Origin of the sequence: Alistipes communis (assembly GCF_006542665.1) — a bacterium.
Lineage (GTDB): Bacteria > Bacteroidota > Bacteroidia > Bacteroidales > Rikenellaceae > Alistipes > Alistipes communis.
On the sequence record NZ_AP019735.1, the window covers coordinates 130848 to 151311 of the forward strand.

General features: G+C 55.2%; 13 protein-coding genes. 9 read left to right on the forward strand and 4 right to left on the reverse strand.

Features of this window, described 5'->3' with window-relative positions; genetic code table 11:
• Positions 1-4: 4 nt before the first annotated feature.
• The 5 genes from FMF02_RS00610 to FMF02_RS00630 all read left to right on the forward strand — a co-directional run bounded on the left by FMF02_RS00610 (position 5) and on the right by FMF02_RS00630 (position 6468).
• A complete protein-coding gene (locus FMF02_RS00610; protein WP_141411854.1) occupies positions 5-1603 on the forward strand; it encodes a SusD/RagB family nutrient-binding outer membrane lipoprotein in 1599 nt (532 codons plus the stop codon).
• A gap of 7 nt (positions 1604-1610) precedes the next feature.
• A complete protein-coding gene (locus FMF02_RS00615; RefSeq protein ID WP_141411855.1) occupies positions 1611-2489 on the forward strand; it encodes a glycoside hydrolase family 18 in 879 nt (292 codons plus the stop codon).
• 2 nt (positions 2490-2491) lie between these two features.
• On the forward strand, positions 2492-3772 hold the full coding sequence (locus FMF02_RS00620; RefSeq protein ID WP_141411856.1) for a DUF1735 and LamG domain-containing protein: 1281 nt from the start codon (positions 2492-2494) through the stop codon (positions 3770-3772).
• A gap of 3 nt (positions 3773-3775) precedes the next feature.
• The gene (locus FMF02_RS00625) at positions 3776-5269 is read left to right on the forward strand and encodes a BT_3987 domain-containing protein (protein ID WP_141411857.1); all 1494 of its coding nucleotides are present in this window, start codon (positions 3776-3778) and stop codon (positions 5267-5269) included.
• A 269-nt stretch (positions 5270-5538) separates the two neighbouring features.
• The gene (locus tag FMF02_RS00630) at positions 5539-6468 is read left to right on the forward strand and encodes a glycoside hydrolase family 18 protein (protein ID WP_244611596.1); all 930 of its coding nucleotides are present in this window, start codon (positions 5539-5541) and stop codon (positions 6466-6468) included.
• Between the two features lie 70 nt (positions 6469-6538).
• On the opposite strand, the gene FMF02_RS00635 is transcribed toward FMF02_RS00630, so the two are convergent.
• Entirely contained in the window at positions 6539-7669 is a 1131-nt protein-coding gene (locus tag FMF02_RS00635) for an AAA family ATPase (protein ID WP_141411858.1), read from the reverse strand.
• 341 nt (positions 7670-8010) lie between these two features.
• Between FMF02_RS00635 and FMF02_RS00640 the strand changes: the two genes are divergently transcribed.
• The gene (locus FMF02_RS00640) at positions 8011-8478 is read left to right on the forward strand and encodes a hypothetical protein (protein ID WP_141411859.1); all 468 of its coding nucleotides are present in this window, start codon (positions 8011-8013) and stop codon (positions 8476-8478) included.
• Between the two features lie 55 nt (positions 8479-8533).
• On the opposite strand, the gene FMF02_RS13975 is transcribed toward FMF02_RS00640, so the two are convergent.
• On the reverse strand, positions 8534-10276 hold the full coding sequence (locus FMF02_RS13975) for a S8 family peptidase (RefSeq protein ID WP_141411860.1): 1743 nt from the start codon (positions 10274-10276) through the stop codon (positions 8534-8536).
• 551 nt (positions 10277-10827) lie between these two features.
• Here FMF02_RS13975 and FMF02_RS00650 point away from each other — a divergent pair.
• The 3 genes from FMF02_RS00650 (at position 10828) to FMF02_RS00660 (ending at position 12902) form a co-directional block, all read left to right on the forward strand.
• Positions 10828-11001 (forward strand): BF3379 family histone-like protein, encoded by a 174-nt coding sequence (locus FMF02_RS00650; RefSeq protein WP_141411861.1) that lies wholly within the window; start codon positions 10828-10830, stop codon positions 10999-11001.
• A 73-nt stretch (positions 11002-11074) separates the two neighbouring features.
• Entirely contained in the window at positions 11075-11827 is a 753-nt protein-coding gene (locus FMF02_RS00655) for a YczE/YyaS/YitT family protein (protein WP_141411862.1), read from the forward strand.
• A gap of 208 nt (positions 11828-12035) precedes the next feature.
• Positions 12036-12902: a BRO-N domain-containing protein gene (locus FMF02_RS00660; RefSeq protein ID WP_141411863.1), complete on the forward strand. Its 867-nt coding sequence runs from the start codon at positions 12036-12038 to the stop codon at positions 12900-12902.
• Between the two features lie 73 nt (positions 12903-12975).
• On the opposite strand, the gene FMF02_RS00665 is transcribed toward FMF02_RS00660, so the two are convergent.
• Positions 12976-20004: a helicase-like domain-containing protein gene (locus FMF02_RS00665; protein ID WP_244611597.1), complete on the reverse strand. Its 7029-nt coding sequence runs from the start codon at positions 20002-20004 to the stop codon at positions 12976-12978.
• Positions 19991-20440, reverse strand: a complete 450-nt coding sequence (locus FMF02_RS00675; RefSeq protein WP_141411864.1) for a DUF1896 family protein — start codon at positions 20438-20440, stop codon at positions 19991-19993. The genes FMF02_RS00665 and FMF02_RS00675 overlap by 14 nt, the downstream gene beginning before the upstream one ends.
• Between the last annotated feature and the right edge of the window lie 24 nt (positions 20441-20464).

Sequence of the window (20464 nt, forward strand, 5' to 3'; positions counted from 1 at the left end):
CGCTATGAAAAAGACCATTCTATACTTTCTGACGCTCCTTGCGGCCGGAATGCTCGCGGGCTGTCTGGATAATTTCGATGAGTACAACCGCAATCCGAACGAAACGACGGACGATCAGTTGAACAACGACAACTATCTGGTGGGCTCCAAAATCACGGGCATGCAGAACAATGTGGTTCCCACGGAGGAGCATCTGTATCAGTTCTCGGAGATTCTCGTCGGCGACGCGCATGCGCATTACGACGGCTCGACGCCCGAGTGGACGAACCGCTTCGAAACGGGCAACCCGCCGACGAACTGGGTGAAGGCCGTTTTCGTCGATCCCATCACCAACCTCTATACCTACTATCGGGGCATCGTTTCCCGCTCGGACAACGAAGTGATCCTCGCACTGGCGGACGTGCTGCGCGTGGCGTCGATGCATCGCCTGACGGATCAGTTCGGGCCCATTCCCTACACGAAGATCGCCGAAAACGGCGGCGAGGAGCTGACGACGGCCTACGACGACCAGCAGACGGTCTACACGGCGATGTTCGGCGAGTTGGACGCCGCGCTGGCGGTCTTCGAGGCCAATACGGGTCTTTCGTCCGAAGCACTCGCCGACTACGATATGGTCTACTACGGCGATATTTCGAAGTGGATGAAATTCACGAACTCGCTGAAACTGCGTATGGCGATGCGGCTGTCGTATATCGCGCCCGACGTGGCCCGGAGCAAAGCTGCGGAAGCCATCGCTGCGGGCGTCATCACCGCGAATGCGGACAATGCCGAGTTCCATCCCGTGTTGAACCGTCTGGCGATGATCTGGAACGAGTGGCAGGATCATGTCATCGGGGCCGACATTCTCTGCTATATGAACGGTTACGAAGACCCGCGCCGCGAGAAGATGTTCACGACAGTGGACGTTACGGAAACGATTCCCGACCCCGACACGGGACAGCCGGTGGAAATTACGCGCCAAGTGTATCAGGGCATCCGCATCGGCGTGATGCCGGCGAGTGCGCAGGCGGCCAAAACGCAGTGTTCGTTTCCGCTCATCACGGAGCAGTCGCCCGTAAAGTGGATGAATGCCGCAGAAGTGGCGTTCCTCATGTCCGAATACCAGCTCCGCTGGGGCACGATGTCCGAAGCGGGTGCGCTTTACAAGAAAGGCGTGGCGCTCTCGTTCGAAGAGTGGGGTGCCGGCAAAGCCGATGCGTACCTTGCGGATGCGACACTCAAACCTGCGGCCTATGTCGATCCGCTTAACGGAGGACACGGCTTCGCGGCCCAAAGCACCATCACGCCCGTGTGGAACGACGAGGATACGCAGGAGACGGCGCTGGAGCGCATCATCACACAGAAATACATCGCCCTGTTCCCGCTCGGCAACGAAGCGTGGGCCGAATACCGGCGCACGAGCTACCCGCGTCTGATGCCCATTCCGGACGACTGCGACAAGTCGGGCGGCACGATCACGCCCAAATACGGCGCCCGCCGCGTTCCGTATCCCGCCGAGGAGTATGCCGAGAACAGGGCCAACGTCGAAGCGGCCGTGCAGATGCTCGGCGGTGCGGACAATGCCGGAACCCGCCTGTGGTGGGATTGCAAACCATTAAACTAACTGCTTTATGAAACTGAACATGATAACGATCTTCGCGGCCGCAGCCCTCTGCTTGGGGGCGTGCGACAACGATGTGGAATCCATCGACCGCCGCACCGTCGGCCCCGAAGAGCAGAACCCCGAGTTGTATGCCCGCTATCTTGCGGCGCTCAACGATTATAAAGCGACGGATCACTACCTCGTCTATGCCCGCATGGACAATGCCCCGGCGGTTTCGACCTCGCCCAAAGACTTTATGAAGGCCCTGCCCGATTCGCTGGATTTCATCGCGTTGAAAAACCCGCTGTCGCGTTTCGACCGCGAAGACCTGCCGCGCGTGCACCGCAAAGGAACCCGCGTGCTCGCGTGGGCCGACTGCTCGGATGCGGCGACGGCTGCCGGGGCCGTGGATCGTGCCCTCGCCCAAATCGCTGAAAACGGACTCGACGGCCTTGTGATCGCCTTCTACGGCACGCCCGACGCCGCGGCGCAGGCTGCCGAAGCGGACATAGCCTCCAAGCTGGCGGCCCTCGACGGCAAGACGCTCGTATTCGAGGGAAATGCCGCGTATGTGGCAGCCGAACGGCGGGACGATTACGATCTCTATATTCTCGACGCTTCGCAGATGAACAACGTGCTCACGCTCCGCGAAGAGGTGGACTACGCCGTGCAGCGGCTCGGCATCCCGGCCTCGAAGCTCCTGTTGGCGGCCTCGCCCGCCGGGGTGATCGACGACGCCCAGCTGCACGAGCAGCCCGCACTCGCCGAGGTCGCACGGTGCGTCATGGCCTACGGGCCGCTGGCCGGTCTGGGCGTCTTCGAAATATCGGCCGACTATTACAGCCCCACCGTCAATTATCCCCGCACCAAAGCGGCTATCTCGATGTTGAATCCTTCGTACAAATAATCATGAGACAGCAAAAATTATATATAGCTCTCGCAGGCGTGCTTCTGCTCTGTGCGGGCTGCAAGTCGGACGACTACGCCGACGGAACCACGCCGCTGAAGAATGCCGTCTATGTCGATGCGGCTACGACAACGCCCGAAACGAACGTAACGTTCAAGAAAACCGTTTCGGAACTGGATCGTCAGATCAAAGCCGTATTCATCTCACCCGTACAGGCGTCCACCGAGGTGCGGTTCTCGGTCGATGCTGCGGCTGCGGACGACTACAACCGTCGCAAAGGAACGGACTACGCGCTGCTCGACGAAGCCTATTATGAACTTCCGACGCAAAGTGTCGAGGTCGAAGCCGGCAAGAACGAGTCCCAGCCCCTCACGGTGCATTTCAAAGGGCTCGATGCACTGGAGATCGACCGTACGGCTTTACTGCCCGTAACGGTTTCGGCCGCGGGCGTGGGGCCGCTCGAAGGCTCCCAGACAGTTTATTTCCTCGTGAAGCGCTCGTCGGCCATCACCACGGCCGCAAATCTCACGGACGGATATCTGTGGGTGCCGTCCTTCGAAACGGACGAGGGTAAAAAGGCCGTGAACGGACTGACGGCACTCACGTATGAGGCATTGATCTACATCAACGAATTTTCGGCGGATGCCGACATTTCGTCCGTGATGGGTGTGGAACAGTACTGTCTGCTGCGTTTGGGCGACGACGGATTCCCGCGGCAGCAGCTCCAGACGCAGATCGGCGGTACGGCCGGCACGAAATTCCCCGAGGCGGACGCCTCGAAAGAGTTGCAGGCCGGGGAGTGGTATCACGTGGCTATGACGTGGGATCTCACGACGACGGAGCTGAAATTCTACGTCAACGGACAGCTTCAAAGTTCGGGCAACGCCACATGGAAAACCGAGGCCGGCAGCGGCGTGATAGACCTTGCGCTCGGAGGCCCCGAGGCACCCAATGCACGCCGGTTCTTCGTCGGATACTCCTATGACCCGCACCGGCCGCTGAACGGGCTGGTTTCGCAGGTGCGCATCTGGTCGGTGGCCCGCACGCAGGAGGAGATATTCCGCGATATGTACGACGTGGAGAATCCCGAGTCCAAGCCCGAATTGCGCGCCTACTGGAAATGCGACGAGGGACAGGGAAATACCGTTAAAGACTGGTCGCAGTACGGCAACGACTTGGTGTGTCTGGACGGTGCCAACGACTTCGAGAAAGGCGAGCGGAACGAAGGGACGCTCGAATGGGACAACAGTATCGAAATTCCGCAGTTGAACAAACAAGAATAAGCTATGGATAGGAGAAACAACCTGATAAAATGGTGCGGGGGCCTGCTCGCCGCGGGAGCGCTCGCACTGGCAGCCTGCACGGACGAGGAGTTCGTCCGCACGGGCGGCACGCAACCCGACGAAGAAGGCATGAAAGGTATCTCGGCTGACATATACCGCCCCGAAAAAACCGACAATCGCTTCCTCGTAAGCGAAGCGGAAGGCCGCGACATCCTGCGCGTACGGCTGTCGCAGACGGCCCGGCAGGACGCGACGCTGACCCTTGCGGCCGATGCCGAGAAAGTCGAAAGCTACAACACGCAGAACGGAACGGATTTCGTGGCGTTCCCGACGGAGAATGTTTCGTTCGCCTATGAGAAAACCATCGCCGCAGGAGTGAAGGAGTCCGCAGACCTTACGGTCGCCATACAGCGCGGCGCGGCCGAGAAAGGCCGCTACCTGCTGCCCGTTACGGTCGAAGTCGCAGGACTGGGCGACGAGGTGAGTACGCAGACTTACTACTATGTGGTGCTTATCTTGGAACCGGCGCAGGAAGGGGTACTCGACCCGTGGGATTTCAAGGTCGTATCTTACGTCAATACCGAAACGATGCAGCCGATTATCGCCACGAAGTTCAGTATAGATTATATCAACCAATTTACAGGGGATGAAAGGAGGGATATAACGTGTGTCGATATTGTGTGTCTGCGTCCAGCAAAAATCGGGCGTAAATACGGCTCGGCGACACTGGAGCTGGGCGAAGATTTGCAGTATGTGCTCGACAACCGCGAGCAGTATGTCGTGCCCGTGCAGAAGCTCGGACGCAAGGTGCTGATCTGTATCAACGGCGGATTCCGCAACCTCTCGGATGCCGAGATCGGAGAGCTGGTATACCGGATTAAATACACGACGGACAAATACGAACTCGACGGGGTGAATTTCTTGGAAATGGACGCTGCCTACCGGGAAGATGAGCCTGCGCTCGACGCGGCATCCTATTCGAAACTGATTAAGGCGACCAAAGAAGCGCTCGGTACGGAGAAGCTCGTAACGGTCGCCTGCGATGCGGAGAGTACCGCGGACTTGGCCGAGGCGCGCAACGGTATCGAAGCCGGACGGTATATAGACTATGCGTGGTGCGGCATCATAGACCAATTGGAAGACCCTTATAACGATGCCGAATCCGTGCTTAGACCCATAGCCGGATTGGAACAGTCCAAATGGGGATCGCTGACGTTGGACATTCACGATACGGCATGGCATGCCAATGAACGCGACGCATTCTGTGCCGAGATCTCACCGCACTATTGGCAACATCCAGAGTCGTACAATGTGTTTGCCATTTGGGATGCGGTGCCGTCCCGATCCGGTATCGAACAAGGAGTCGGAGATGGTTTTGAAGTTTTGTTTTCTTACATCCTATCGGATATAGAATGTATCTATGATGGACGGTTTTATCTTACGAATATGAGTCCTGATCTTTCTGGTAGCTATGGAAAATTTGCAAAAGATTGGTAACCAATTTAATATCGTGTGTGTTAATCCGGGGCGTAAAGCCCCGGATTTTTTGTTCCACTCGAAACGAAGGCATAATAGCTCCGAATCGTATCATAGGGGCAAGGGTTTATCTCACAGGTCGATCGTTATGGAATACTTCGAATCGAAAGTTCGCTATTTTTACGACGTATTAGGTTGTTTCGGTGAAGTGTCGGCTGATTATCTTTGTTATGGATTTACAACCGTTCTTATCGTTTCTATCAGAATTACAACCTAAAACTTCAACCGTGATGAAACAAAACTACTTGAAAACAGCCTGCTCGCTGATGGCGGCGACTGCACTCGCGTTCGTTTCCTGCAACGACATGGAAGAACCTGCAATGGATCAGAGCGCACCGGAAACCCGTGCCGCGACCATCGACAACTTCGCGCGCGTGGTCTATGTCGAAGTAAACGACGTAAACCCGCTCAATGCCGGGGAATATACGCTCTCGAACGGCGAGCCGTTCTTTACGCACGTGATTCTCTTCGCGTCGAACATCCACGGCGATGCCGTCGGCAACGCTTCGAATTACAACAACCCCAACAACGAAGCGATCCTGTCGAACCCCGCCAAGTACATCGCCCCGCTGCAAGCCAAAGGCATCAAAGTGCTGATGGGTAACCTCGGCGACCACACCGGTCTGGGATTCGCCAATCTGACCGAAGCACAGGCCGACCAGTACATCGACGATCTGATGGCCTACGAAGGTATCGTGGACGGCTACGACTTCGACGACGAGTGGGCCAAGTACGGAGAGAAAGGTTATCCGCAGGCAAACACGACTTCGTACAGCATGATGATTAACAAGCTCCGCAGTCGGACGGACAAGATTATCTCCGTATTCGACTTCGGAAATACTTATACGCTCGATGCTACTGCGATCGCTAATATCGACATGGCATATTATGCTGATCTGGGCAGATATGGTTCTCCTAACTTTAATATTCCGATGTCGAAATACACTCCCTATCTGTGTGATTTGACTAAAAATCCGGCTACGGCATTGGTTAAAACCTATACGACAAGAGCTATGAATGCGAATGCCGCTGGTATTACGTTCTTCAACCTGCGTATGGAGCCGTCGAACGGGCTGTCGCGTTTCAACGCTGCGGCTCAGGCATTCGGTCTGACCTGCTCGCACAGCGGAAAAACCTATGCTAAAGATTACGGCAACTGATAATCGCAGATCATTCATACGATAAGAAAGGTTCCGCGCGCCCCGAAATGGGCGCGCGGTTTTTTATGGATCAATAATTCTCGCGGAGCCAAATGCCGAAGAATAGATCGTATACATGGTAGCTGCCAGCCTCGCTGGTGATGTAGTCTTTTTCCAGCAGACCTTTCATTGCGGCCTGCACCGAACTGGCCGAGCTGAGCCGGTATTTCTTGATGAATGAACCGGAGGTTACGGATGAAGCGCGCCCTTCCTTGCTAATGGCTATGAGTAATTCTTTCTGTCGCTCAGGCATTCGAAAGAGCGTTTCCGTGTAGGTGTATTTCATCGAACCGACGATATTGCGCAGCGCCTCGTCGATCATTGCCTCGGTACAGGTTCCACCACTCGGAGTCATGGAATACAGAGCGTTCAACATTTTCTGTATGTACCACGTAATCCCATCGAAGCGTTCGTAAATCGTTTTCACGACACAACGCTCGATCTCCTTTCCGGCCTGTTCGAAATGATGCCGGGCGAAACGGATGTACTCGTCGAGGTCGATGCTTTCCAGATGCATCATCGAAACGCTCTGATAGAACGGCCGCGAAGGGCTGGTGAACATGTTGCCCATCGTATGACGTTGACTTCCTGCAAAAATGAAATGAGCGTTCGGGCAATGCTGCACATAGGTGCGCAACATCGCTTCAACGTTCTTTTCGGGATAGGAAGCGATCTGTTGAAACTCGTCGATAGCTACGATGCAGGGCTTGTCAGCCGCGGACAGATAGGTGAAAATCTCGTCGAGAGTGGTTTCGGTGTGCTGAATGTCGCCTAACTGTACATTGAACGAGGGAATGCCCGTCACGTCGAACGTGATGCCGGCCTGCAAGGAACGGAGGTTGTGCAGAAACAGCTCCATAGCTTTGCGGCCGCGAGGTTTGAGCGTTTCGAGGATCGTCCGGCTGAGTGAAAAGACGAACTCGCGCAGGGATTTAGTGGCGTATATGTCTATAAAGAAATTATAGAATCCGTCCTTGAGTTCGGGATTTCGGAAACAATGCTGGATCAGCCCCGTCTTACCCATGCGGCGGGTAGAAATCAATGCGACGTTGTTGCCGTTCGACACTTCGCGGATGAGTTGCGCAGTTTCGGCTTTGCGGTCGCAAAAGTATTCCGCAGAAACATAACCGCTGATTACAAAGGGATTGATGCGATGCTTCATATAATTATTATAAAATAATTACGCAAATATAATAATTACTTGCGATTATTTATCATCGACAATGAATATATCCTAATTTTATAGTCGAATATTCTTTCGAATATGGTACACCTGACTCTGATCGGAAATGAAAAAGTACTATTTACCGGATACGGGGCGAAAGAATATGAACAGGCGGAGACCGCTCAATGAAAAATACGAACTAACATAAAGAAACTTATCGGTGTAAAGATGAAGAGAATTTATAATAGAATAAGTTTTATATAGTTAATAATCGACCATATTTTTTTTAATTATAACGATAATTACACATATTTAGAAACAACAAAATCTCTATTACCATGAAAACTTTCTTACATTCGTTTTTCGTATTCGCTCTGTTGTTCGCCGCGGGATGCGACGACCGCTCCGCGCCCGAAGACCGATCCGTCTCTTATCTTTTACAAGACTATACGCTGGGGGATACATGGCAATGGGGCGATACTCCTTATGGCGAACTGCGCATTGTCCGCAGCCAAGAAGAACTGGCGCATTGCATCACTCCGAACGAGACTCTTCCTGCCGATATAGATTTTTCGAAATATTCGCTGCTGTTGTTGAAAGGATTAACCGCAAATTTATATCATGGAATTCATAAAAGTCTATATTCAGAAGGCGAAACGCTCTGTTTCAATATAGATATATATTATGGAGAAATCGTATTTCCCACAGGAGATTATTTCCGGATCGCATGTTTGGCAACACCTCCCATACCCGATGGGACAGAGGTTCAAATCAAATACAATGAAATTTACGATTTACCAGATTGACATTACAGCCCCGAGAATAAATCCCGGGGCTGTCGATTCATCGGTAGCTTCATGACTACTCCTCCGGAGGCGTAATCGGTTTGGTGTACTGGGCCAACAAGGCACGAACGACGGCTCTGTCAGCATCGACCAATCCATATCCGACCTCTTCATGCCACTCGACCTTCCTCTTGTAGTACTTGTCTAAGGGATTTTCAAAGAGCCGAGTTGTGTACGGCAGGTTCGGTCGATGAAACTCTCCCGCATAATCGAAATGATATTCACCCAAACCCGCAGCTGTACTGTTAATCAAATCCCCTACTTGTTTCTGTGTCAATTTCGGATTCACCGTCAACATTAAAGCGGCAACGCCTGCAACTTGAGGTGCTGCATAAGAGGTGCCTTCCGCTTCAGTATATCCGCCGTTCTTGTTTAGAACAGGAACCCAAGATCCGGGAGCAACGACGTCGAGCCCTTCTCCATAGTTACTGCCAGGTGCGGAAGGAAATACTTTTGTCAATTTCTTTCCTGACGAAGTTAGGGCACCGACGACGATGATATCTTCAAGAGCACTGGCCGGATAACAAATTCGTGGCAAATCATCGTTACCGGAGGCGAATACAACCACGCACCCCAAACCGTTTCTGCCTTGTGTCATAACCAAACGAATGATATTCTCAAGCATTTCCGATCTTGTAGATTTTAACTCCCAAGAATTAGAGATTACGGATGCCCCGTATTGAAAAGCATATCTGAACGCATTGGCCAATCTATTAGGGATATCAATTAAATTATCGTCATTAAAACTTATCGGCAAAATTTGACATTTGGGAGCTATGCCAGCCAGTCCAATTCCGTTATCGGTCTGAGCTGCGATAAGCCCGGCACATTGAGTTCCGTGAATTCCGTAAAAGGCACTCGGTATATTGCCCGTTTCCACATCAAATCCATTGGTCGTAATGTTCAGATCCGGATGATCCTTCATTACGCCGCAGTCAATGACAGCAACAACAACACTCCGATCCCCCTGAGTCCTCTTTTTTGCATTCAGATAATTGATGTCGAGGTGTTCATAATTTATGTTCCATTGGCCCGTATTTTCCAGATTCCATTGATCTTGAAACAGCGGATCATTGGGTGCTTCAGCAGAATTCATTACAATTTCTGCCACAAAACTCGGTTCTGCGGCGGCGAAGAGGCCGGTTTCGTAAAACCGATTGGCCATCTCCAATGCATTACCCATCGACTTCGAGGAACAACTGAGCGTATACCACAGCGGCATAAACTCGTTGTAGCCGATTACCTCTACGCCGTTGTCGGCCGCTAATCGGAGCAATACGGATTCATCACCTTTGTCTTTGAGTTTGACATAGAGTAAATGGCTCAGTCCGACTTCATAGCCTTCTTCCGTGCGGAAATAGGGAGCCTCGTATATGACCTCTGCATCGACGGCGGAACGGGTTACGGGTTGTGCAGAGGAGACGGTCGTCCATTTCAGTTTCGGTTCGGTCGCGGCCGCCCGCATCCGGGGAAGTTTCACGATGCTCGGTGAAAGGGAAACATCGGCGAACGCCTGTTCTGAAGAAGCACCGGCACTGAACAACATAGGTTCAGCGGATGCGTCCACGAGAACGAATTTCTTGTCCGTATCGACCGTTAAGGGAATTTTCTGTCCGTCATACCAATAATACGATGTTTCCGTGTTATTCACCGCTCGCGTTTCGATTGGTTCAGTCGTTTCTTCCACTATATCCGTGCAGGCTGAACCCAACGTCAAACTCATTGCTAAAATAAACGAGTAATTGATTAGCTTTTTCATGATTTTTTGGTCTTTAATTCATTCTGGATTGGATGTCGTGTCGGGAGTCTGTTGGCGGATGAGATATACTGCATATGCAGATCATATCCGCAATTCAATATGGCGGTTCATTCATAGCTGTAAAGTTGATTGATTGTGTAATATAAGAAAAGTAAAGAAAATATGCAATACATTATTTTATTTTTATTATGTATGAGCAGTTAGGAGAAAAAGATAAATATTTGAAACTTCATTCCAATTATAGCAATCGCCCCGTCAGTAGCGTTCTGACGGGGCGATTGAGTAAGATTGATCTAAAACTACGAACAAGGAATAGTCGATCTTATTTTATTTTCACCGCAAAGTCCTTCTTATGCAAAGATTTTGATAAGAAAGACTTTGTTGCCAAAGTGAAATAGTTTGCCTCTGTCCACTCCGCCAGTCGGTTGTGTGCAGCGGTTCGGAAAATCGGCGGGGTGTAAAGTTGTATATAGCAGCCTTAACCAATCGACCGGATTTTGTTAAATTTGCACGTTCATTCAACATTTTTATAATTGAAAAGCCCGATAGAAATGGAAACATTACTCAAAGACATCGAAGCCCTGATGGAAACATTCAAAACTGACGCTCAGCTTCAACTCAGCAAGAAGAACAAGGCGGCCGGCGCCCGTGCCCGCAAAGCTGCTCTTGAACTGGGCAAGCGGATGAAAGAGTTCCGCAAGGTTTCGCTCGAAGCCTGCAAATAAGCAAACTGTATCCAGCGGGGGAATGGGTGTTGCCGTCGGCAAGGCCCATTTTTCATTCGACACGATTTTATTTATGATAACGAAGGCAAAGACTCTATCGTTCCTCTGGCAGCATTTACTGCTGCTGGGGTCACTGTATCTTATGACGCTGGGAGTGGTTCTCTGCGTCAAATCCGGTCTGGGCAGCAGCGTGATCTCCTCGCTGCCCTTCGTATTCTCGCTGGCAGGCCCCGTAAGCATCGTCCCGCAGTGGACGATCGGCGAATATACGATTGCGATGAACGCCCTGCTGGTACTTTGCCAGATACTCATTCTGCGGCGAAAGTTCGAGCCCATGCAGCTCTTTCAACTGGTCATAGGGTTTATCTTCGGGTGGCTGATAGACCTCAATATGGCACTGACCTCCGGATTGGCGTGTACGACGTTGCCTTCGCAGCTCTTAACGCAACTGGCAGGTTGTACGGTCATGGGCATCGGCATCGCCTTCGAGGTGCGATGCGGTTCGGTGACTATGCCCGGCGAGGGTATCTCGATCGTCATAAGTCAGGTCGCGCACCGTCCTTTTGCCAAAGTCAAGATTATGGTGGATACGACCCTCGTCCTGCTGGCTGTAGCGGGTTGTTATCTCTTTTTCGGACGCTGGCAGTGGAATGTCGTAGGCGTCGGAACACTATTCGCCATGATCTACGTCGGCCTCGTGGTAAGGTTCACATCCCCACACCTCGCATGGTTCGACCGTCTGCTGGCCTATGTCCCGGGATTCCGCCGCTACCTGTTCGGATTGGCTCGCTGGCTCTATCGGCGCGGCAGCGGATCGGAAAAATAAAAAGGCTTGTTCAAGACTTGTCAGACAGCCCTTTCGATGTAACTTTATCGGGTTATCTGCGTTATCGGATGCCATACCGCAAAACATTCTACTGAAGAATCGGATGCGGTTAGGTTTATCGAAACAGAATTCAATTCATTGAATTAGACTCTCGACTTATTGCACCTGCCGGATTAAAAAACTAACTTTGTGAAAAATAAATTCGTTTATGGCAGATAGTAAGATCGTTGTTTTTCAGGACAAGCAGATCCGCCGTGCATGGATGAATGAGCAATGGTATTTTTCCATTGCCGATGTCGTTGAATTTTTGACAGATAGTGTAGATGTCAAACAGTATATCAAGCGTATGCGGCAACGCGATCCCTTGCTTAATCGCAACTGGGGTACAATTTGTACCCCGGTTGCGATGATCGCCGCCGATGGTCGCCGGAGATCTGTTCAGGCTGCCGATGTTAAAGGGTTATTTCGTATCATCCAGTCGATTCCCTCTCCGAAGGCCGAACCATTCAAACAATGGTTGGCACAGGTCGGATATGAGCGTGTGCAGGAGATCGAGAACCCTGAGCTGGCGCAGGAACGCATGAAGGCCGTTTACGAGGCCAAAGGTTATCCGAAGGATTGGATCGACAAACGGCTGCGGGGCATCGCCATACGGCAGAACCTGACGGATGAGTGGAAAGAACGCGGCATTCGGGAAGAGAGGGATTTCGCTATCCTGACGGCGGAGATCGCGCGTGCGACATTCGGCGTGACGCCTTCGGAACACAGGGCGATCAAGGGGCTGACGAAAAAGGGACAAAACCTGCGTGACCACATGACCGATTTGGAGCTGATCTTCACGATGCTGGGCGAACGGGTGACGACCGAAATTTCACAGCAGGAGAAACCCGATACGTTCGCCGAAAGCAAACGGGTCGCCCGGCGCGGCGGCAACGTCGCCGGAGTGGCCCGCAGGGAGACGGAACGGGAGTTGGGGCACAGTGTCGTGTCGGGCCAGAATTTTCTGGACAAGAATCCCGATGGACTGATCGAGGACATGATCGGACTGCCGCCGTTTGGTTCGGATAAGGAATAAACACTCCGACCGGGACACCGATAACCGATGAAACGGGAAAGCCTTGCAAGGATAAAATGCAAGGCTTTCCCGTTTATAGTTTGATTTTTTTGGATGGAGAATCATCGTCCGTGCGGGACGGCACGCTGCCGATGACGATACGTCCGCCGGAGGCATCGGCGATCTGCCGCAGGCGTGCGGGAATATGCCGTTGCAGGTCATCGGCGACAGGTGTTTCCCGTCGCGCGTCCTTCTCCTGCTGCTGTTCCTGCTGCTCTCCGGCCTCTTCGCCATCACGGTCGCTACCTACGGGTTTGAGCGCGAGTTGTATCTGCCGGTCGAGCTGTTCCATCTCCTTTTTCAAAGCCGCGAGGTCGGCTTCTTTGCGCCATGTGCCCTCGATGATCTGCCGGAGCTGAGGCACGTCCTTTTCCAGCGAGGTGCGCTCCTTGCGGAATTTCTCCAGCGTCGGTTCGATCGTGCCCAGCGCATGCAGGGGGTTGAGCGCCGCCGTGCGAGGGTCTCCGGCCAGATTGCCGTAGTTGTACTGGTAGAGGTATTCTCCCTCTCCCCGCACGTAAAAGCGGTTGCGAATGGCCTCGAAATCCTCCTTCATGCTCTTTTCGCTCTTGACGATGATCTCGAACCCGTAGATGGAGCCGATCCGTTTCTCACCCGTTCCCGTATCAACGGTTTTTGCGATATGGTTCAGTTGTTTGCCGATGAACTGCGGATCGTTGCTCTCCGCCCCGTCCAGCGTGATACGGTTGCGATACGATCCGTCCTCGTTGAGTTCCGCACGGCTCCTGAAAGCTTCGAGGTCTTTTTCGATGCGTCCGATCCTTTCGTCGAGTTCCCCGATTTTTCCGAGCGTATATTCCAGCTGGCTGCGGCTCGACGACTTGCCGCGGACGAACGCCTGACGCTCGCTCTCCAGCCCCGCGATCTTCTTTTCGAGGCGGGCCTTTTCCAGCAAGTCGGTGTTGCCCGACAGCACGGCGACGTATTCCGAGAAGTTCATGCCGCTGCCTTCGTCCATGCCGCCTTCGTCGATGGTACGCACGCCCATACGGTTCTGTTTGAGCTGGCGGATGAACAGCTGCTTGTTGTGCAGCAGCCCGAACTTGTAGGCGTCGAGCGACTTTTCGACGGCGTAGATCAGCACGTCCACCGTGTTGTCGGCGTAGAGTTTGGCTATCTCGTTGCCTTTGCGGATGCCGCGTCCTTCGCGCTGCTCCAAGTCCGAGGGCCGCCACGGACTGTCGAGGTGGTGGATCGCCACGCACCGCCTCTGGGCGTTCACGCCCGTACCCAGCATGTCGGTCGAGCCGAACAATACGCGGATACGTCCGGTGTTCATCTCTTCGATCATCTTCTTGCGTTTGCCCTCGCTGCCGGCTGCCTCTTGTATGAAACGAACCTCGGAAGCCGGAATACCGTGGTCTTCGACCAGCTTGCGCTTGATCTCGGCGTACACGTTCCACTCGTCTCCCGGCTTCCATGTCCCCAGATCGGAGAAGACGAACTGCGTGCCTTTCCGTGCGTCGTACTTGCGGTAATAGTGTGCGATCTGCGCGGCGCAGTGGTTTGCCTTGTTGTCCGCATGATCGCCGTACAGCTCAGGGTCGATCATACGCATATCGAGCGACATTTTACGGGCGTAGTCCGTAGCGATGAGCATTTTGGCCTTCTCCTCGCTTTCCGTGAGGGGTGCCCGTCCCAACACCGTGGCATCGCCCGTCTTGGCGAAATGCACCAGCTTGTCGATAAACGCCTGCTGGTCGGGCGTGGGCGGGATGTTATGCAGTATCTCGTTTTTGTGCGGTCGGTCGATACCGATGTCCTCGGCCGTGCGGAAATCCGTAATTTCCGAATAAAAAGCCGCCAGTTCCGGAACCTTGATGAAATAGCGGAACCGTTCCTTCTGCACGATCTGGTTGGTGACCGAAAATTCGTAATCGACGCTCTTTTTGGCGAATACGGCGGCCCATGCGTCGAAGGTGCGGATGTTCTGTCTTTCGAGCGCCTGCGGACGCAGGTATTTGAACAGCAGATACAACTCCGTGAGGGAGTTGGAAATGGTCGTCCCCGACAGAAATGTCGCCCCCAGATCGCGCCCCGTGCGCTCCTGTATGGTTCTGAGAGCAAAGAGCATGTTAAGCGCCCGCTGGCTCCCGTCGGGGTTGCCGAGGCCCGCCACGCGGTCGTGCCGCGTGTTGAACATCAGATTTTTGAATTTGTGGCTCTCGTCCACGCAGAGGTGGTCGATACCCATACGGCGGAAGTCCACCGCATCGTCCCTGCGATGGTCGAGGGCGTACTGCGCCTTTTGCAGTTTGGCCTCCAGATTGTGCTGGCGCTTGAGGCAGCCGGTCAGCATACGTTTCGACACGTTTTTACCTTGTGCCTTGAGCAGCATGAGGTTCTGCTCCACGCTGTCGAGTTCCGCCCGCAAAATCTCCTGCTGGATTTCTGGCGACTGCGGGATCATACCGAACTGCTCGTGCGAGAGGATCACCGCATCCCAATCGTTGTTCTTGATCTGCCGGAATATCTGCTCGCGCTTCTTCGGCGTGAAATCCTCACGGCCCGGATAGAGCACGCGAGCCATCGGGTACGCTGTGCAGAACGTCTTGGCTATCTCGTGGATATTGGCCTTCAATCCCGTAATCATCGGTTTGTTCACCAGTCCGATGCGTTTTTTCTCGTAGGTTCCGCAGCACATGATCAGGGTCTTGCCGCCGCCGACCTCATGATCCACGATGCCGCCGCCCAGCAGAATATCCATCCAAATAGCGTCTTTCTGGCTCGGATAGAGGTCTTCGATGCCTAAAGCCTTGCGGTCGAGGCCGGGAAAGGTCAGGTGCGAGCCGTCGTACTTCGGGCGCACGAAACAGTTGAACTTGCGGTTATACATGTCGGCCAGACGCTCCTTGAAGTCGGCGGACTGGTCGCACAGCCAGTCCGTGAAACCGCTGCGGATCTCGTCGATCTTGATGTTGGCCTGCTGTATCTTCTCCCCGTCGCGTACCTTCACCTCCCTCCACTCGCCGTCGATCAGTTTGCGGGCTTTTTTGGTGATGTCCGGAATCGTGTTGTGCAGGGCGTGTTTCATCAGATGCAGTCCGGTATAACGGCGGAACTCTCCCCGGACGGCATACTGGTTTTGTATCTTGATATTGTACTCGTCTTTGGCCGTAATGCCGAACTCGTCCAGGTCGGCGATGTAACCGATCTTGACCTCCGTTTCGAAGAGCCACGAGGCGTAACTGTCATAGATGCCCGTAGGTATCCACCGCTCGCCGAAGTTGAAGTCCAGATCCTCGAATGCGATCGGTTTGGGCGTGGCTTCGTGCAGCGCTGCGAGGGTTTCCCGTGCGCCTTCGTGATCCGGATTCTCGTCGAGGAAGCGCTGCACGCGGTCGGCCTTCTCAATGACGTTGCCTGCGATGACACGTTCGGCGATTTCGTACTTCCCGCTGTCGGGGTTGAAATAGATACGTCCTTTGAGCTGTTCCAGCACCTCCGCTTCGCTCGCCCCGGTAAGTTCCGATATATACCCGATATTGATGTCCGCATAACGGTTCATGCTGGCCGCCAATGCCGTATGCACATCGTCCGTCTTTTCGATCTCCGCCGGATTGAAAGCGACGGGATGGTCGAAGATGTCGGCCTTGTTCACGATACCGTCGGTGTAACGTTCCAGCGAGAGTATCTCGTCGGCTCCCGAATCCATCCGTATCTGGTCGATATTCTGCGGTTCGTTCAGCCGGCCGAACCGCTCCACGAAGTTGTCGTAAAGGCTGTTCAGCATTACGCGCAGCGCGGGGTGCGGAGCCTGCGTATCGGCCTCCACGTTGTAGAGGTGATGATAGGTGTCCCGCACCTCGATATAAAGTGACATTTTCACCCGCTGTTCTTCGGGCAGGTCGAGCGGATGGAACATCGGGCGCAGGGTTTTCAGGTCGCTCAGGTATCCTACACGGTTTTCCTTATCCACAATGAGCGTCCCGTCGCGGTAATGTTCCGGCCGTTCTCCTTTGAAAGGCCGGGGCGCGAGCGGGTCTTCGGCCGCCTCGTCGCCGTGTGCCGTATTGCGCGGCGTAGCGGCCTGTGGCGACAATGCGTCCGATAGCTGCGCCCTGTCTCCGGATTTGCCGTCCGCAGCACTGTCGGGAACCTTGCGTGACGGTTCCGGCCGCTCCCTTCCGTATTCCGTTCGGATCGCGGCCTGCGGCTGCCCGGCTACGCCGGATCGCCCTGCCGCAGGCTTCGCCGCAGCCTGCCTGTTTCCGGTTATCGTCCTCAGCTGATTTTCTGCGGACGTACCTGCGGAGCGCTCCGCAGGTACGGCGGTCGACACCTCTGCCGGCTGTCGTTCCTCTTGATGCGGCCGGTTTTGCATCAGCCTCTCCCGCCAGTCCAGAGGACGCTCCTCCTCTTGTACGGGCTTGGACGCCTTCTGAGAAGAAGTCGCCGAGTCCTGTTGTGCAGGCCGGTGTCGTACCTGCGGCATCCCCGCTGCCTGTCGTTTGCCTTTAGGTTTCGGGCCGCGCTTCTTGGGACGGTTCACCTGACTGCGTTCTTCGGCCGAGAACCCGAACAGGTCGTAGAGCGTAAGCACCGGTTCCTGCTGTACGTTCAGCACCGGCTCCGGTTCGGTCTGCGTATCGAAAGCATCGAACAGCGATCCTGCGAACCCATCCTGCGAGGGCTGTCCGGCCGCTCGTGTCTGCGTTGCCGTTGCAGCGGGTTCCGCAACCGTCTCTTCCAGCCCGTCGTCGGCCGGGCGCACCGTGCTGCCGGCAGACCGTTCCGTTTCCTGCATGGACTGAGGCTCTTGCGCCGAGGCAGGAACGTGTGCAGGTGCCCGCCGTGCAGCGGAGTCCATAACCGCGGGTTCGGATATTTCCGGCCGGACACCCTGTACGACGGGTTCCCGACGCATCTCCGATGTATCGGCCTGCTCCTTCTCCGGAGCTGCGGCCGCGGGTTCGGCGTATCCGTACATCTCCGGCGAGGGCGGGTACTCTTCCATAAACCGCCTCTCCCGCTCCTCCTGCCACGCACCGAACTCCGCCCAATCCTGCCCGGCAGGCTGCCATGCTTCCTGCGTAGGCAGAGGAGGCAGGGATTCGTTCGGCATGGCGGCACCCTCGGCCTGCACGGTCGCTTCGTCCCGTATTTCCTCCGCTTCGGCATCCTCTATGGGGATCATCTCTCCCGTTTCGGGGTCGAGCCGGTAGCCGTCGGAGGCAGCCTGCGTAACGGCATACCGTTCTTCCATCCAGCGGTTAAGGTCACGCCATTCCTCCTCGGTCGGGTGCCAGAACGGCCCCGGCTGCTCATCGAAAGGTACGGGTTCCTGCACCCGGACGGACTGATACCGTTCCGCTTTCTGCCGCAGGTCGGAAAGCACTTCTTGCAGTACCTCTCCGGCTCGGCGCGGGCCGCCGCGCCGAGCTGTTTCGGGAAGACGGACGGAAGTCGCCGGCTGCCGGAATTCGGCGGTTTGCCGGGAAGGATGCGGCGAAGCCGGAGCGTCCGGAAAGAGCGTCGTTTGCGCGGATGAAGGTTCCGCCTGCCGCCTTTCGGCGCGGAGGGCCTCTTCCGTCCGGATTCTCGCCTCGGCCTCGTCCGGAAACCAATGGTCTTCTATGGCCTGCCAGAACGGATCGAGATCGGGAGGGTACGGCGGCTCGTCGTCGAATATACCGGCCGTAGTTTCCGGAGCCTGCGCTGCGGACGGTGCTGCCTGCCGCGTCTGCTGCCGGACTGTTTGGCCGGATAATTCTGCTTTTTGCTCCTGCCCGATGCCGTCACGCTCCGTCGCAGGATTTTCCCGTGCGATCTCTCGGTTCCCGTGTTGCTGCAATGCCGTTTGTCCGGACAGCTCCGTATTCCGTGCCTGTCCGATGTCGTCGTGCGCCTGTCGCGGACTTACCGTCTCCGTCTGCCGTTCCCTGTACTGACGCGGAGCGGTCTTCGGGGCATGGCTTTCGTACAGCTCCCGGTTGAAATGCCGCTCCATATCCTCCGCGAGCATATCCGCCAGCGCACGGGCGATGCCTTCCACGCCTCCGGCGTGGGTGAACTCCATCGCCGGTTTCCCGTAGGGGTTCGTGCCCGCTTTGGCCGAGGTCTGCACCACGCGGTCGAGCGATCGGAAGCTGTTATTTACCGTAATGCCGTTCGAGAGCGTGCGTGTTTCGATAAAGTCCCGCTGCCGCTCGGAGAGGGGTCGGGCAACCGAGTTCTTTTGCAGGACGATAAGATCGCTGCCCGCCTCCGTTCCGGCATGGTCGGTAAAGAGGTTGTTCGGCAGCCGCACGGCCGCGACCAGATCGCACCGCTCCATCAGCCATTCCCGCACGGGTCGATTGCGCTCCGCATCGGCCATACCCTGCGAAGTGATGAAGGCGACGAGGCCCCCGTCGCGCACCAGATCGACCGACTTCATAAAGAAGTAGTTGTGTATCGCCCATGCGCCTTGCCGGCGCACCGGATCGCGCGCAGAGGAGAACGCCGGATCGAACAACGAAACGTCCCCGAAGGGGATATTGCTCGTAATCAGGTCGAAGTGCCCCTCGTAGGCGGGTTCTATGGTTTCGAAGCCCTGTACCCGCACCGTATCGTCGGGATGCAGGCGGTGCAGGATAAGTCCTGTCAGCGGGTCTTTCTCGAAGCAGGTGATCTCGGCCTCTTCGTTATAACGGCGCAGGTACTCCGCGAAAGCCCCCGTCCCGGCGCTCGGTTCGAGTGCACGCACCGGAACGACGCCCGCATTATAGAGCATCCGCGCAATGGCATCCGTCACGGGTGCCGGTGTGTAGAAGGCCGTCAGCACCGAGGATTTGATGCCGTCCAGATAGCGTTTGTACTCGCGCTCGCCGTCCGTGTTCTCTTTCAGCACGGCGTGCAGCTCTTCGATCAGGGGCGTGAGCGCCGTTTCCTTTTTGTGCGGCAGCGGCTCCAATACCTCCTTGATCGCTCCGAAGCCGCTGTACGCACGCAGCACATCCCGCTCTTCGGGCGTGGCCGCCCGCTGTTCCCTCTCCAGCGCGAAGGCCGTGCGGATCGCTTCGATATTACGGCGCAGGTGTTCGGTCTTATTGTATGCCATTGTCGAGCAGGATTTGAACGGTTCCCGTAAGTTCGGTGTAGAGCAGAGCGTACTGCGGCGTGGCGGCGAAATCGTCTGCAAGCTCGTAGCTTCGGGCGACCTCGCGGGCCTGCGGCAGAAGGATGAGGGCGGCCTCGCGGGCATCCTCTTCGGGAATGATGTCCGCGAACTCGCTGCGGATAACGTTTGCGAGAGTACCGTATAGCGAGAAATGAAGCCCGCGGTAGAGTACGGTGTCGGCCTCTTCCGCCGCTTCGATACGGGAGCCTCCGCTGCGTATGATACAGCTGTACGCTTCGGCCGCAGCCTGCGCCCGCGTGCGGATGAAGTCGGCATCGTCCGCCAGGTCGGGATGGCTCTCCCGCAGATAAGAGAGCAGCGAAAGGCCGTAATAAGATAACCCCGTCTGCGGGGCGTTATGATGATCGTTCGGCATGATGTGGATTGTTCAGTGGTGTGA

What these genes read in the sequence shown, in the direction of transcription:
- FMF02_RS00675 (WP_141411864.1), bottom strand. Translation starts at nt 20,440, where the DNA reads ATGCCGAACGATCATCATAACGCCCCGCAGACGGGGTTATCTTATTAC.
- FMF02_RS13975 (WP_141411860.1), bottom strand. Translation starts at nt 10,276, where the DNA reads ATGAAAAAGCTAATCAATTACTCGTTTATTTTAGCAATGAGTTTGACG.
- FMF02_RS00615 (WP_141411855.1), top strand. Translation starts at nt 1,611, where the DNA reads ATGAAACTGAACATGATAACGATCTTCGCGGCCGCAGCCCTCTGCTTG.
- FMF02_RS00660 (WP_141411863.1), top strand. Translation starts at nt 12,036, where the DNA reads ATGGCAGATAGTAAGATCGTTGTTTTTCAGGACAAGCAGATCCGCCGT.
- FMF02_RS00635 (WP_141411858.1), bottom strand. Translation starts at nt 7,669, where the DNA reads ATGAAGCATCGCATCAATCCCTTTGTAATCAGCGGTTATGTTTCTGCG.
- FMF02_RS00625 (WP_141411857.1), top strand. Translation starts at nt 3,776, where the DNA reads ATGGATAGGAGAAACAACCTGATAAAATGGTGCGGGGGCCTGCTCGCC.
- FMF02_RS00630 (WP_244611596.1), top strand. Translation starts at nt 5,539, where the DNA reads ATGAAACAAAACTACTTGAAAACAGCCTGCTCGCTGATGGCGGCGACT.
- FMF02_RS00620 (WP_141411856.1), top strand. Translation starts at nt 2,492, where the DNA reads ATGAGACAGCAAAAATTATATATAGCTCTCGCAGGCGTGCTTCTGCTC.
- FMF02_RS00640 (WP_141411859.1), top strand. Translation starts at nt 8,011, where the DNA reads ATGAAAACTTTCTTACATTCGTTTTTCGTATTCGCTCTGTTGTTCGCC.
- FMF02_RS00655 (WP_141411862.1), top strand. Translation starts at nt 11,075, where the DNA reads ATGATAACGAAGGCAAAGACTCTATCGTTCCTCTGGCAGCATTTACTG.
- FMF02_RS00665 (WP_244611597.1), bottom strand. Translation starts at nt 20,004, where the DNA reads ATGGCATACAATAAGACCGAACACCTGCGCCGTAATATCGAAGCGATC.
- FMF02_RS00650 (WP_141411861.1), top strand. Translation starts at nt 10,828, where the DNA reads ATGGAAACATTACTCAAAGACATCGAAGCCCTGATGGAAACATTCAAA.
- FMF02_RS00610 (WP_141411854.1), top strand. Translation starts at nt 5, where the DNA reads ATGAAAAAGACCATTCTATACTTTCTGACGCTCCTTGCGGCCGGAATG.